The sequence below is a fragment of the Microbacterium sp. 69-10 genome (genome assembly GCF_001897945.1).
In the GTDB taxonomy this organism is placed as follows: domain Bacteria; phylum Actinomycetota; class Actinomycetes; order Actinomycetales; family Microbacteriaceae; genus Microbacterium.
In genome coordinates this window covers 1-12526 of sequence record NZ_MKRT01000019.1, presented here as the reverse complement: position 1 = coordinate 12526, position 12526 = coordinate 1, and the positions used below count along the sequence as shown (strand labels likewise).

Annotated in this window: 14 protein-coding genes; 10 read left to right on the top strand and 4 right to left on the bottom strand. The window is 70.9% G+C overall.

What is annotated here, in order from left to right; genetic code table 11:
• From BGN97_RS07600 to BGN97_RS07575, 6 genes are all read left to right on the top strand, one after another.
• Positions 1 to 749: GtrA family protein (locus BGN97_RS07600; protein ID WP_292699646.1), on the top strand; the 749-nt coding region annotated here is incomplete at its 5' end.
• 43 nt (positions 750 to 792) lie between these two features.
• A complete protein-coding gene (locus BGN97_RS07595) occupies positions 793 to 1977 on the top strand; it encodes a low temperature requirement protein A (protein WP_292699643.1) in 1185 nt (394 codons plus the stop codon).
• A 136-nt stretch (positions 1978 to 2113) separates the two neighbouring features.
• On the top strand, positions 2114 to 3163 hold the full coding sequence (locus tag BGN97_RS07590) for an agmatine deiminase family protein (protein WP_292699640.1): 1050 nt from the start codon (positions 2114 to 2116) through the stop codon (positions 3161 to 3163).
• On the top strand, positions 3160 to 4890 hold the full coding sequence (locus BGN97_RS07585) for an amidase (RefSeq protein ID WP_292699637.1): 1731 nt from the start codon (positions 3160 to 3162) through the stop codon (positions 4888 to 4890). Before BGN97_RS07590 ends, BGN97_RS07585 begins: the two co-directional genes overlap by 4 nt.
• A 255-nt stretch (positions 4891 to 5145) precedes the next feature.
• Complete coding sequence (locus BGN97_RS07580) at positions 5146 to 5706, top strand: cytosine permease (RefSeq protein ID WP_292699634.1); 561 nt, start codon at positions 5146 to 5148, stop codon at positions 5704 to 5706.
• A 133-nt stretch (positions 5707 to 5839) separates the two neighbouring features.
• Entirely contained in the window at positions 5840 to 6100 is a 261-nt protein-coding gene (locus BGN97_RS07575; protein ID WP_292699631.1) for a DUF6458 family protein, read from the top strand.
• An 85-nt stretch (positions 6101 to 6185) separates the two neighbouring features.
• On the opposite strand, the gene BGN97_RS07570 is transcribed toward BGN97_RS07575, so the two are convergent.
• The 3 genes from BGN97_RS07570 to dgt form a co-directional block, all read right to left on the bottom strand.
• Positions 6186 to 6437, bottom strand: coding sequence for a hypothetical protein (locus tag BGN97_RS07570; protein ID WP_292699628.1), 252 nt, complete (start codon positions 6435 to 6437; stop codon positions 6186 to 6188).
• Positions 6438 to 6553: 116 nt separating this feature from the next.
• On the bottom strand, positions 6554 to 7474 hold the full coding sequence (locus BGN97_RS07565; RefSeq protein WP_292699625.1) for an NADP-dependent oxidoreductase: 921 nt from the start codon (positions 7472 to 7474) through the stop codon (positions 6554 to 6556).
• Between the two features lie 86 nt (positions 7475 to 7560).
• The gene (gene dgt, locus BGN97_RS07560) at positions 7561 to 9048 is read right to left on the bottom strand and encodes a dGTP triphosphohydrolase (RefSeq protein ID WP_292699622.1); all 1488 of its coding nucleotides are present in this window, start codon (positions 9046 to 9048) and stop codon (positions 7561 to 7563) included.
• 110 nt (positions 9049 to 9158) lie between these two features.
• Between dgt and BGN97_RS07555 the strand changes: the two genes are divergently transcribed.
• The 4 genes from BGN97_RS07555 (at position 9159) to BGN97_RS07540 (ending at position 12019) form a co-directional block, all read left to right on the top strand.
• Positions 9159 to 10355 carry a sensor histidine kinase gene (locus BGN97_RS07555; protein ID WP_292699618.1) on the top strand — a complete coding sequence of 399 codons (1197 nt, stop codon included), beginning with the start codon at positions 9159 to 9161 and terminating at the stop codon, positions 10353 to 10355.
• Positions 10352 to 11014 (top strand): response regulator transcription factor, encoded by a 663-nt coding sequence (locus BGN97_RS07550; RefSeq protein WP_292699615.1) that lies wholly within the window; start codon positions 10352 to 10354, stop codon positions 11012 to 11014. Before BGN97_RS07555 ends, BGN97_RS07550 begins: the two co-directional genes overlap by 4 nt.
• Positions 11015 to 11140: 126 nt before the next feature.
• Positions 11141 to 11452: a hypothetical protein gene (locus BGN97_RS07545; RefSeq protein WP_292699612.1), complete on the top strand. Its 312-nt coding sequence runs from the start codon at positions 11141 to 11143 to the stop codon at positions 11450 to 11452.
• A gap of 228 nt (positions 11453 to 11680) precedes the next feature.
• Positions 11681 to 12019: an ATP-dependent DNA ligase gene (locus BGN97_RS07540; protein ID WP_292699610.1), complete on the top strand. Its 339-nt coding sequence runs from the start codon at positions 11681 to 11683 to the stop codon at positions 12017 to 12019.
• Positions 12020 to 12075: 56 nt separating this feature from the next.
• On the opposite strand, the gene BGN97_RS07535 is transcribed toward BGN97_RS07540, so the two are convergent.
• On the bottom strand, positions 12076 to 12526 hold a 451-nt coding region (locus BGN97_RS07535), incomplete at its 5' end, for a DUF1361 domain-containing protein (protein ID WP_292699607.1).

The window sequence follows — 12526 nt, the reverse complement described above, 5'->3', positions numbered from 1 at the left end:
CCGTGACCAAGGCGATGTTCCTGCGCCGGCTGTGGCGCAGCACCGATCCGATGACGGGCTTCTTCCTCGTCGACCGCTCGCGGCTCGACGTCGGCACGCTGCGCCCGGAGGGCTTCAAGATCCTGCTGGAGATCCTCGTGCGCGGGGGCTCGGCGGGGCCGCTGCGGATCGCCGAGGTGCCGATGGAGTTCGGCGCGCGCCGGCACGGCACTTCGAAGGCGAGCCTGCGGCAGGGCGCCATGTTCCTCGCGCACCTGGCCCGGCTGCGGTTCGGCAAGATGGGCCTGTTCGCGATGATCGGCGGCGTCGGCGCGGTCGCGAACGTCGGCATCATGTGGGCGCTCACGCACCTCGGCATGGACTACGTGCTCGCGGCGGTGATCGGCGCGGTCGTGACCATCGCCGGCAACTTCGTGCTGCAGGAGCTGTTCGTCTTCCGCGACGAGCGCGCGGACGCCTCCCGGCTGTGGGTGCGCTTCGCGGCATCCGCGTCGTTCAACGGCATCGAGGCGGCGCTGCGCATCCCCGTGATGGCGCTGATGGTGGAGTCCTGGCACATCTCGGCTGTGGTCGCCACCGCGATCTCGCTCGTAGTGGCGTTCTTCGCGCGGTTCCTGTTTCATGCGCTGGTCGTCTACGCGCCGCGGAGACGCCGGGCGGATGCCGTGGAGGAGCCGCCCGTCGACACCGCGGCCATCCGCGTGCTGAAGGCCATCGATGCGGAGGCCATGCGCCCGGGCGAGCTCTGACCCCCGGCGTGCGGCGCGCGCCCGACCGCATTATCCTGGGCCGGTGAGCGACTACGCGACTGGGGGCAGATTCCGACTGGGGCGGATGCTGCCGCGTGATCCGCATGAGCCGCACCGCGTCGCGAGCTCGCTCGAGCTGTTCTTCGACCTCGTCTTCGTGATCTCGGTGAGCACCGCCTCCAGTCAGCTGCATCACGCGCTGTCCGAAGGCCATGCGGCGACCGGGATCACGTCGTACCTGATGATCTTCTTCGCGATCTGGTGGGCGTGGATGAACTTCACCTGGTTCGCGACGTCGTTCGACGTCGACGACTGGCTGTACCGCGTGGTGACGATCGTGCAGATGGCCGGGGTGCTCGTGCTCGCGGCCGGCATCGCGCCGGTCTTCGACGCGCACGAACCCGACTTCACGATCGTCGTGGCCGCGTACGTCGTGATGCGCGTGGCCATGATCGTGCAGTGGCTGCGGGCATCCCGCACGAATCCTGCGCTCCGTCGCACCGCCCGCACCTACGCCATCGGCATCGGCGCCGTGCAGGTGCTGTGGGTGGGCTTCCTCTTCATCCCGGACAGCATTCAGCTGCCGGTGTTCATCGTGCTCATGCTCACCGAGATCTCCGTGCCGATCATCGCCGAGCGGCAGGGGTCGACGCCCTGGCATTCGCACCACATCACTGAGCGGTACAGCCTGTTCACCCTGATCGTGCTGGGCGAGAGCCTGCTGGCATCGGCCACCGCGATCATCGGCGCGCGGGAGGAGGTGGAGTCCATCGGCCCGCTGATCTGGATCGCGGCGGTGACCCTGATCTCGGCCGCGGCGATGTGGTGGATCTACTTCTGGCCGCCCCACCACCACGCGATCTCCACGCTGCGCAGCTCGCTCACCTACGGCTACGCGCACTACTTCGTGTTCGCCGCGGCGGCGGCCTTCTCGGCCGGTGTGGAGGTGCAGATCGACGAGCTCACCGGGCACACCGAGCTGGGCTTCGTCCCCGCCTCCTTCACGACCAGCGTGCCGATCGCGGTGTTCCTGCTCGGGATCTGGATCGTGGCGATCCGCGACAACGCGGACCGCGTGGTGAACACGGTCGTGCCGCTCGGCGCGGTGCTGGTGCTGCTCGACGCAGTGCTGCCCGTGCCCGTCACCCTCACTGCGGTCATCCTCGTCGCCATCGTGGTGGTGCTGGTGCTGCGTCCGCCGGTGCGCAAGGAGCACAGCGCCCGCTGACCCCGCGCGTGCTGCGGGGTGTTCCGGCGGCGCCTCGCGGCGTCGCGGATGAGTTCGGCTGTTGACATGACGCCGTCGGCCCATTACTGTCGTCTGCAGTTATTGATCGTCTGATCAATACGTCGAGGAGGACAGCATGGGATGGCGGATGCCGCACGAGGGCGACCCGCACGAGCGCACCTGGATGGCCTTCCCTCGCGCCGGCGCCACGCTGGGCACGGGGGATGAGCACCGGGAGAGCGGCTACCGGGCGTGGGCCGACACCGCGCTCGCCGTCGCCGAGTTCGAACCCGTCACCCTTCTCGTCGACCCGACCGAGACCGACCGCGCTCGCCGCATGCTCGGTACGGCCGTCGACTTCGTCGAGGCCCCCGTGGACGAGTTCTGGCTGCGCGACTCCGGCCCCACCTTCGTCGTCGACGACGAGCGACCAGGCGTGCTCGGCGCCGTGGACTGGATCTTCAACGGCTGGGGCGCACCGGCCTGGGCGGAATGGCAGAAGGCGGCCCAGCACGCGCGGATCGTCGCCGGCCAGGTCGGCGCCGAAATCGTCTCCAGCCTGCTGGTGAACGAGGGCGGCGGCATCCACGTCGACGGCGAAGGCACCGTGCTCGCCACCGAGACCGTGCAGCTGGACTCCCGCCGCAACCCGCTCGCCGACAGGGCCCGTGTCGAGGCCGAGCTCGCCCGCACGATCGGCGCGCAGAAGGTCGTCTGGCTGCCGCGCGGGCTCACCGCCGACTACGAGGAGTTCGGCACCAACGGGCATGTCGACATCGTCGCGACCATTCCCTCACCCGGACGGATGCTGCTGCACTCCCAGCAGGATGCCGGACATCCCGACCACGCCGTGACCCGTGAACTGCGCGAGCACCTCGCCCAGCAGACGGATGCCGCGGGCCGCTCGTTCGAGATCGTCGACCTGCCCGCGCCCGCAGCGCTGCGCATCGACGGCGAGTTCGTCGACTACAGCTACGTGAACCATCTCGTGGTCAACGGCGGCGTCATCGCGTGCGGGTTCGGCGAGCCCGAGGCGGATGCCAGGGCGCGGAGCATCCTCGACGACGCGTATCCGGGCCGGCGCGTCGTGACCGTCGACGCTCGCCCGATCTTCGCGCGGGGCGGCGGCATCCACTGCATCACCCAGCAGCAGCCCCTGCTGCCGTCGGACGGGGGTGTCGCATGATCGACGTCCTCGAGGCATCCATCGCCGGCCTCCGCGCCGCGCTCGAGGACGGCAGCACCACTGCTGTCGCGCTCGTCGACGCCTACCTCGCTCGCATCGACGCCTTCGACGCGCCGGGCACCGAGACCGCCCTGAACGCGGTCGTCGTGCGCAATCCCGCCGCGCGAGCCGAGGCGGCCGCGTCGGACGCCCGCCGCGCCGCCGGAGAGACGCGCGGGCCGCTGGACGGCATCCCCTACACGGCCAAGGACAGCTATCTGGTGGCGGGTCTCACCGCGGCATCCGGGTCCCCGGCGTTCGCCGACCTCGTCGCCCAGCGCGACGCGTTCACGATCGAGCGGCTGCGCGCGGCAGGCGCGATCTGCCTCGGTCTCACGAACATGCCGCCGATGGCCAACGGCGGCATGCAGCGCGGCGTGTACGGCCGCGCGGAGAGCCCCTACAGCGCCGACTGGCTGACCAGCGCGTTCGGCTCGGGCTCGTCGAACGGCTCGGGCACGGCGACGGCCGCCAGCTTCTGCGCCTTCGGCCTCGGCGAGGAGACCTGGTCCAGCGGTCGCGCTCCCGCATCGAACAACGCGCTGTGCGCCTACACACCCTCGCGCGGTGTGATCTCGGTGCGCGGCAACTGGCCGCTGGTCCCCACGATGGACGTCGTCGTTCCGCACACCCGCACGATCGCCGATCTGTTCGAGGTGCTCGACATCGTGGTGGCCGACGATGCCGATGCGCGCGGTGACTTCTGGCGCGGGCAGCCGTGGGTCACGATCCCTGCGGCATCCGAGGTGCGGCCGCCGTCGTACGTCGCGCTGGCGCCGTCCGGGGCGGACGAGGCGCACCGCACCCTCGCGGGGCGTCGTTTCGGCGTGCCGCGGATGTACATCAACGCCGACCCGGATGCCGGGACCGGCACCACGATCGGCGGCCCCACCGGCAGCCGCATCGAGACCAGGGCATCCGTCATCGCCCTGTGGGAGCGGGCCCGTCGCGACCTCCAGGCCGCGGGCGCAGAGGTGGTCGAGGCCGACTTCCCGCTGGTGACGAACTACGAGGGCGATCGAGCGGGCGCGCCCACGCTCAAGACCCGCGGCCTGATCAGCGAGCGGTTCCTGTGCTCGGAGATCGAGGACCTCTCCGCCTGGGCGTGGGACGACTTCCTGCGGGCGAACGGAGACCCCGCGCTCGACCGCCTCGAGGTGGTCGACGGGGCACGGATCTTCCCGCAGCCCGAGGGCGCCCTGCCCGACAGGTACACCGGTTTCGACGACGACATCGCCGAGTACCCGCGGTTCGTGCGCGAAAGGCCGCACGCGGCGTTCACCGACATCCCGCACCTCGAGGAGGGTGTGCGCGGGCTCGAGGAGACCCGGCGGATCGACCTCGAGGAGTGGATGGACGGCCTCCGCCTCGATGCCGTGGTGTTCCCCGCCGTCGCCGACGTCGGGCCCGCCGACATGGACGTGAACCCGGCATCAGCCGACGCCGGCTGGCGCAACGGGGTCTGGGTCGCGAACGGCAATCTCGCGATCCGGCACCTGGGCGTGCCGACGGTCACCGTGCCGATGGGCACCATGGCCGACATCGGGATGCCGGTCGGTCTCACCTTCGCCGGTCGAGGATGGGACGACACCGCCCTGCTCCGCCTTGCCGCCGCCTTCGAGGCGACCGGCGCACGCCGCACGCCGCCGCCGCGCACGCCCGCCCTTCCCGGAGAGGAACTCTCATGACCTCGCCGTTCCCCCGACCCGACCACCGCTTGCAGATCGTCGTCGACGCCGCGGACCCGTTCGAGCGCGGCGCCGACCGGGGCCGGCAGCTGCGCGACACGCTGCCCGGCACGATCGACGCCTACGACCGGCTGTTCCGTCTCGGCGGCATCGACGAGCGCACGGTGCGCGACGACGCCGAGCGGCTGCTCGACGCGATCGGCGGCCACCGTCCGGCGCTGCGCACGCAGATCGAGGGCACAGCTGTTCCCGGCGGTGCTGATCACCGCCTTCGGGGTCGTGCTGGGCGGCACGGTCGGGCCGGAGAGCCTCGCGAACGGCATCTCGCTGAACGGCATGACGACCTACACGGCGAGCATGGCGCTGCAGTCGATCGGCGTGCCGATCCGCCGCATCCCGTCCGCGATCCTGATCGGCGCGCTCGGCTGCGCGTTCACGATCGTGCTGGTGCTGGCGTCCGACCTGATCAGCGCCGTCAACCTCATGCTGCAGTTCCTGCTGGTCATCTCGGTGCCCACCATGGGCGTCTACGTGGCCGACATCGTGCTGCGCCGCAACCGCTACGACGGCCTCGAGCTGTTCGATGAGCGGCCGGGCGCCCCGTTCTGGTACCGCGGCGGCTTCGGCATGGCCGGGGTCGTGGCCGTCGTCGTCGGGGGCGTCGCCACCGCGCTGTTCCTGTCCACCACGGTGTGGGTCGGCCCGCTGGGCGCCGCGCTCGGCGGGGTGGACCTGTCAGTCCCGGTGGGGCTGATCGTCTCCGTGGGGCTGTACGCGCTGCTCGCCCGCAGGACGATCCGCGCGCAGATCGCGTGATGGCCTGATCGGACAGGGATCGGCCGCCCGCACCCGGGGGCGGGGTTGTCAACCCCCTTCAGAACGCGGGCGGGCTCGGTCACCGTGGTCCCAGTGGCGACGACCCGACGCCACCTGAACGAAGGGAACCGTCATGACCATCGGAACCGGAATCGTCCTGTTCGTGATCGGAGCGATCCTCGCCTTCGCATTGAACGTGCAGGTCCCGTGGGCGGATCTCCACATGATCGGCTACATCCTGATGGGCGCGGGTGTCGTCGCGTTCCTCGTCGGCATCGTGCTGATGGCACGTCGCCGGCGCACGGACGTCGTCACGCGCACGGACGGAACCGTCGACGGAGGCAACGTCTCGCGTCGGTCGGTGCGTGAGCCCGGCGGCGACGAGGTGTTCTGACCGGAAGCGGCGGCCGGGTCATGATGGCCCGGCCGTTCACCGCGTCCGGCGCGCGTTCCAGGAGCCGGGGCGCGCTTTTTGTGAGTCAGGCGGGCGTCGGCGCCGCGAGCACTGCTTCGGGCTCGGGCTCCTCGGCGGTGACGAGAGCCTCCAGCGCATCGGTGCGGTTGCGGAATCGCGAGGGGAGCGTGACGTGCCGGAACCAGCGCACCTCCACGTGACCGTCCTCCTCGATGATGCAGGCGACGAGGTGGTGCGGGTCGCCGGCGGGGAAGCGCATGTCGATGATCATCCAGTCATCGGGGGAGACCTGGTGCAGCATGAAATCGTCCGACATCGCATCCTCCTGAGCGTCTGGTCCCCCGACTCTGCTCAGTGTGCGCCACCGATGCTGTGAACGAGCGGGGATTGACGGCGATCAGAGGCGTCTGGTAGCCGGACCGGACGCCGCGATCAGGGGACGATGACCAGCTTTCCGCGCACGTGGTGCGTCTGGCTGGCACGGAAGGCATCCGCGACTCCCTCGAGCGGGAAGGTCTTCGCGATCTCCACCTTCAGCACGCCCTCCGCCGCCATGGCCGCGAGTCGCGCCGTCTGCTCGCCGTCCGGGCGCACCCAGATGTTCCGGCCGCCGTGCTGGGTGACGGACGGGTCGGCGATCGACACGTGCACGCCGTCGTCCGCCAGCACCGCGAGGGTGACGTCCAGCATCCCGCCGGCGAAGTCGGCGACCGCGTCGACGGGCCCGCCGTTCAGGGCGAGGACCCGCTCCGCGAGCCCCTCGCCGTAGGTGACGGGGTGCGCGCCGAGGCTGCGCAGGTAGTCGTGGTTGGCCTCGGATGCCGTGGCGATCACCCGTGCGCCGCAGGCGTGCGCGATCTGCACGGCGAAGCTGCCGACACCGCCGGAGCCACCGTGGATCAGCACGGTGCGCGCGTGCAGCTCGCCCAGCGCGTCGACCGCACGCAGCGCGGTGCCGCCGGCGAGCGGGAGGGCTCCTGCTTGCTCCCAGCTGAGGGCCGCGGGCTTGTGCGCGACCGCGCGCACGGGCACGTCGACGCGCTCGGCGAAGGTCCCGCCGCCGACCGTGTCGGTGCGCGCGTAGGCCATCACCTCGTCGCCGACCTGGAACTCGGGAGTGTCGAGCCCCACGGCCACGACCACGCCGGCGACATCCCAACCGGGGATCACGGGGAACTGCGTGGGCATCAGGGCGTCCAGCCCGCCGGCCATGAGCTTCCAGTCCACGGGGTTCACGCCCGCGGCGCGCACCTCGATGATCACGGATGCCGGGGACAGCTTCGGCTCGGGGACATCACGCACTTCGAGGGTGTCGAGATCCTGGCTGAAACGGTGATAGACGACGGCGCGCATGCAGGCCTCCTCAGGGACGTGTCCTCCACTCTCGCACGCGTGCGCACCCACCGGGCCGAAGTTCCGGGATGAGGAACGATCCCGGGCTACAGTCCCTGCCCGGCGTCCCACAGCCGTTCGGTGCGGCCGGCGAGCAGCGCATCCAGCGAGATCGCCTGGGCGTCCGTGAGCGACGCGACGTAGTCGATGATGCCCCGGCCCCGCGCGAGCGCGTCGAGATCGGCATCCGTGCGCGACTCCACCAGCTCCGGGGCGTCCTTCCGCAACCGGCGGTAGTCGTCGGTGGAGAGCTCGACCAGGTCGATCAGCCGGCGCGGGGCGCGACGGGCGTCGCGCGGATCGTCGAGCCAGGCGGTGAAGCCGTCGACCAGGCGCTCCAGCACGCTGGCCTGACCGCGCTGGTAGACGGTGAGGTCGGGGCGCTCCAGGATGAACCGCTCATGCAGGAACTTCAGCACCGCGACCTCGTGCCAGGCCTGCCGGTTCAGGGAGACGTGGCCGCAGCGGATGTGCGGATGCCGGTGCACCTCCACCGAGGACTGCAGACGCGCGATCCACCCGCTGGTGAACCTCGCGAGGGTGCGCTCGCTCGCCAGGGAGCCGTCGAACGGCTCGGCGACGAGCCCGTCGATGACCTCCGTCTTGACCTTCGCGACCGCCTCGCTGAAGGCGTCGGGGTCGGCGATCCAGGCATCCTTCTCCTTGAGTCGCCGCCAGAGCAGCTCCAGCGAGGAACCAGGCATGCGGGAGTCGGCGGCCAGCGCAGCGACGTCGGAGGCGCGCAGGGTCGCGAGCTCGCGGTGCCAGGTGCGGAACTCGGCCGACAGCGTGGCGGGGTTCAGCAGACCCGCACGGTAGAAGTCGTCGAGGTCGTGCAGCGAGTAGGCGATGTCGTCGGAGATGTCCATGATCGAGCACTCGACGGTCTGCTGCCCCGGCTCGATCAGCGGGTACGCCGACAGGGCTCCGCGGGCATCCTGCTCGTCGATCGCGTAGAAGTTGAACTTACTCGCGCCGCCCCGTCGTGCGCCGCCCTCGCCGCGCCGCCAGGGGTATTTCAGCACGGCGGCGCGCACGGCCGCGGTGAGGTTGAGACCGACGCCGGGGCGGTCGTGCTCGTCCAGGCGGGTGAGGATGCGGTAGGTCTGCGCGTTCCCCTCGAAGCCCTCCTGCAGTCCGAACCGGGTGCGTGCGAGGCGGTCGAGTGTCTGCTCGCCGAGGTGCCCGAACGGCGGATGCCCGAGGTCGTGCGCCGCCGAGGCCGCCTGCACGACGACCGGGTGGGCGCCGCCGAGCTCCCCGACGATCCGGCCGCGCTCGTCGGTGCGCGTGGACAGGTGGGTGGCGATCGCGCGGGCGACGGCCGCGACCTTGATGGAGTGCGTCAGGCGGTTGTGCACCGCGAGGCCCGCGCCGGCCTGCGAGATCACCTGCGTCACGGCCGAAAGCCGCGAGTAGTACGGCGAGAAGCGGATGCGCTCCACGTCCACACGGAAGTCGGGATGCCCCTCGGCCTGCTGGAACTCGTCGAGCGTCTCGGGCAGGCGTCGCGTCTGGCGCGGGTCATCCGTCATCCGCCCAGTGTGGCACGCGACGGGGGGCGCTGACGTACTCCTCCGGGAGTACGAGTGGGGACGACCACGAGCGGATGCCGCGCGCGGGGCGCGAGAACTAGCATCGGAGGATGCCGGATCCGCAGCGCTTCGCCGACCAGGGCGCCGATCCCCTGGACGGCGCGGGCTGGGGCCCTCCCGCGCGAGTGGGACGGCGCCTTCGCCTGGTCGCGCCGGTGGTGCTGAGCCTGCTGATCCAGGTGCCGGCGGCGGTGTGGATCACGGTGCGCACGGCGCCGCACGTGCCGCACTGGCCGGTCGTGCTGCACATCGTGCTCGCGGTCGCAGGACCGCTGGCGCTCCTGGCGCTGCGCCGGTTTCCCGGCCCGACGGTCGCGGCGGTGGCGGGGTTCGCGCTGCTCGACGTGCTCACCACCCCGATCGGCGGTCCGCCGTACATCGCACTGGCGTTCGCGGTGATCGGCGCGGTCGCCCGCGGCGCGATCGTGTGGGCGGCGATCTCGGTCGGCGTCGGCTGGGCATCCGCCATCCTGATCGGCACGCTGATCGACCGCACCTGGTTCCCGGGCGTGGTGGTCGCGGCGACGGTCGGACTCGCCGTGTGCTTCGCGATCGGCACCGGGCTGCGCTCGCGTGGGGCGAGGCGCGCGGCGATGCGCGCCGAGATCCAGCACCGCCGCCGCAGCGCCGAGGAGCAGGAGCGGGTGCGCATCGCCCGCGAGCTGCACGACGTGCTGGGTCACGCCCTGTCGCAGATGAACGTGCAGGCGGGCGTGGGGCTGCACCTGTTCGATCGCGATCCTGAGCAGGCGCGCGCCGCGCTGCAGAACGTGAAGGACACGTCCAAGCTCGCGCTCGAGGAGGTGCGCGGAGTGCTCGGCGTGCTGCGTGAGGGCGAGGTGCCCCTGGTACCGCAGGCCGAGCTCGCCGAGCTGCCGCGACTGATCGCGGGTGTCACCGGATCCGGCCTGGAGGTAGCGCTCGACGATCGCCTCGACGGGCAGGAACCGGGCCGCGCCGCGCAGTTCGCCGCCTACCGGATCGTGCAGGAGGCGCTCACCAACGTCGTCCGGCATGCGGATGCCGCACATGCGCGGGTCGTGCTGGAGCGGCGCGATGCGCAGCTGATCGTCACGATCAGCGACGACGGCGCCGGGCTCGGCGGCGTGGATCCGGCGGCCGCCGGCCACGGGGGAGTCCTCGGGATGCGTGAGCGCGCGGAGCTGCTGGGCGGTGGCATCCGCTTCTCCGACCGCCCCGGCGGCGCCGAGGTCGTCGCCGAGCTGCCCTGGGGGAGGACGTCATGATCCGTGTCGCGCTGGCCGACGACCAGCTGCTCGTGCGCGCCGGGTTCCGTGCGCTGCTGGACGCCGAGGACGACATCGAGGTCGTCGCGGAGGCTGCCGGAGGCCGGGAGCTGCTCGAGCGCATCCGGGTGACGCCCGTCGACGTGGTGCTGATGGACATCCGGATGCCCGACGGCGACGGCCTGTGGGCCACCGAGCAGATCGCCGAGGACCCGGCGCTGCAGGACGTGCACGTGGTGATCGTGACGACCTTCGAGCTGGACGAGTACGTCGCCCGCGCGGTGCGCGCCGGCGCCGCCGGGTTCCTCGTGAAGGACACCGAGCCCGCCGACCTGGTGCGGGCGGTGCGTGCGGTCGCCGAGGGCGACGCGCTGCTCTCTCCCGGGGTCACCCGGCGGCTGCTGGACCGGCTCGCCGTCGGTCTGCGGGAGGCTCCGGATGCCGCGCAGCTCGACGTGCTCACCGAGCGCGAGCGCGAGGTGCTGCGGCTGGTGGGCCTCGGGCTCAGCAACGACGAGATCGCCGTCGAGCTCTTCCTCAGTCCGCTCACCGCGAAGACGCACGTCTCCCGCATCCTGTCCAAGTTGCGGGCCCGCGACCGGGTGCACCTGGTCGTGATCGCGTACGAGACCGGCCTCGTCGCGCCCGGCTGGCGGTAGCGTCCGCTGCTGCGGGTACTCCCGCGGGAGCATCCGGAGTCACTCCCCGGGGCGGATTCGCCCGGCGAGCGATCGGACGACGCTGGAGTCATCGGTCGAGACACGGCCGATGAAAGGAAGGGCATCATGCTCGCAGCAACCGCGGCCGTCGCCGCACACGCCGGATGGGGCGTCGCCCCGTTCTGGCCGTTCTTCTTCATCGGCCCGGTGATGTTCCTCATCATCGTGGCCCTGCTCATCACCCTCATCGTGCGCCGCCGGCGCTACTGGGGCGGGCCCTGGCAGGCGGCTCCCGGCGGAGGGGCTCCCTGGATGCGCGGTGCGCAGAGCCGCAGCGCCGAGCAGATCCTCGCCGACCGGTTCGCCAGGGGCGACGTCGACGAGACCGAGTACCGTGCGCGCCTGGAGGTGCTGCGCGCCAACCGTCCGGAGGCCTGAGGCTCTCCGTTCGGCCGCTGAGACTTCCGTCCTGGCATGAGACCCGCACTCCGGTGTCTCATGCCGGGGCGGAAGTCTCGTTCTGGGGCGCCCGGTCTCCTCGCGGCGCGAGATCGGGGCCCGTTGCGGCGCGAAGTGTGCGAGGGTGGGGATATCCCCACATGACGGTCCCCCGGGCCGCGCCTCTTGGCAACGGGTTTCAGTGGAGAGACAACCAGAGGAATCGTCATGGGCAAGTTCATCTATGAGAGTGCGCAGAAGGTGGAGATCGAGGATCGCGCGCTGCTGCACATGCAGCTCGTGATCACTGCGAAGCTTCGACGCAGCGAGCCGTTCCCGTTCTCCTGGCGGGAGGACGTCAGCGTCGGTGGAGGCCGGACCACGGTCTGGATGCACGCGAACAGCGCTCTCGTGTTCAAGTACTACGGCAGTCGTCAGCCGAGCGTGAACCGCGCATGGGTGGATGCCCTCGCCTTCACCGCGAACTCGCCGGGCGGGCTGTATCTCACGCCGGAACCTGCGTCGACGGGGTCGATCCTGCGAGAGACCGCGGACGCGCTCGCATAGGCATCCTGTGCCTCGCCGACCCGCTCAGCCGAGTTCGATCCCTGCGTGGACGGCGGTCACATCCCGCGCAGTCGTTCGAGGGAGATGAGCCCCTCGATCATGGGTCCCGCCGTCACGAGGTACATCAGGGCGAGGAAGACCGCGTACGTCAGGCTGAATCCGATGCAGGCGGCGAGACTGCCGTGCTCGCCGAAGTGCGCGCGCAGCTTGCGCATGAACTGGGCGGGATGGCGCACGTCCCAGCTGTTGAATCGCGGGTAGCGGCCCAGATACATCCCGAGTCCGAGCAGAACCAGGATGACCGCGACGGCGATGAGGGGCGCGGGCTCGAGGAAAGCGGTGGCGTAGTCGCCGTACACGGTCAGGGTGAAGACGTAGTGGGCGAGGAACACGTTGAGGACGGTGTTGAGAACGCCCGACATGGCGAGGGTGATCACCAGGATGATGTCGTACCAGAGCGGCACGTCCTCGTCCTCGTGGCGGTGCGACTGGTTCAGCTCGGTGATC

Bases quoted from the DNA above. Each gene is read 5' to 3' on its own strand.
- BGN97_RS07590 (WP_292699640.1), top strand. From the start codon at position 2,114: ATGGGATGGCGGATGCCGCACGAGGGCGACCCGCACGAGCGCACCTGG.
- BGN97_RS07585 (WP_292699637.1), top strand. From the start codon at position 3,160: ATGATCGACGTCCTCGAGGCATCCATCGCCGGCCTCCGCGCCGCGCTC.
- BGN97_RS07575 (WP_292699631.1), top strand. From the start codon at position 5,840: ATGACCATCGGAACCGGAATCGTCCTGTTCGTGATCGGAGCGATCCTC.
- BGN97_RS07570 (WP_292699628.1), bottom strand. From the start codon at position 6,437: ATGTCGGACGATTTCATGCTGCACCAGGTCTCCCCCGATGACTGGATG.
- BGN97_RS07565 (WP_292699625.1), bottom strand. From the start codon at position 7,474: ATGCGCGCCGTCGTCTATCACCGTTTCAGCCAGGATCTCGACACCCTC.
- dgt (WP_292699622.1), bottom strand. From the start codon at position 9,048: ATGACGGATGACCCGCGCCAGACGCGACGCCTGCCCGAGACGCTCGAC.
- BGN97_RS07555 (WP_292699618.1), top strand. From the start codon at position 9,159: ATGCCGGATCCGCAGCGCTTCGCCGACCAGGGCGCCGATCCCCTGGAC.
- BGN97_RS07550 (WP_292699615.1), top strand. From the start codon at position 10,352: ATGATCCGTGTCGCGCTGGCCGACGACCAGCTGCTCGTGCGCGCCGGG.
- BGN97_RS07545 (WP_292699612.1), top strand. From the start codon at position 11,141: ATGCTCGCAGCAACCGCGGCCGTCGCCGCACACGCCGGATGGGGCGTC.
- BGN97_RS07540 (WP_292699610.1), top strand. From the start codon at position 11,681: ATGGGCAAGTTCATCTATGAGAGTGCGCAGAAGGTGGAGATCGAGGAT.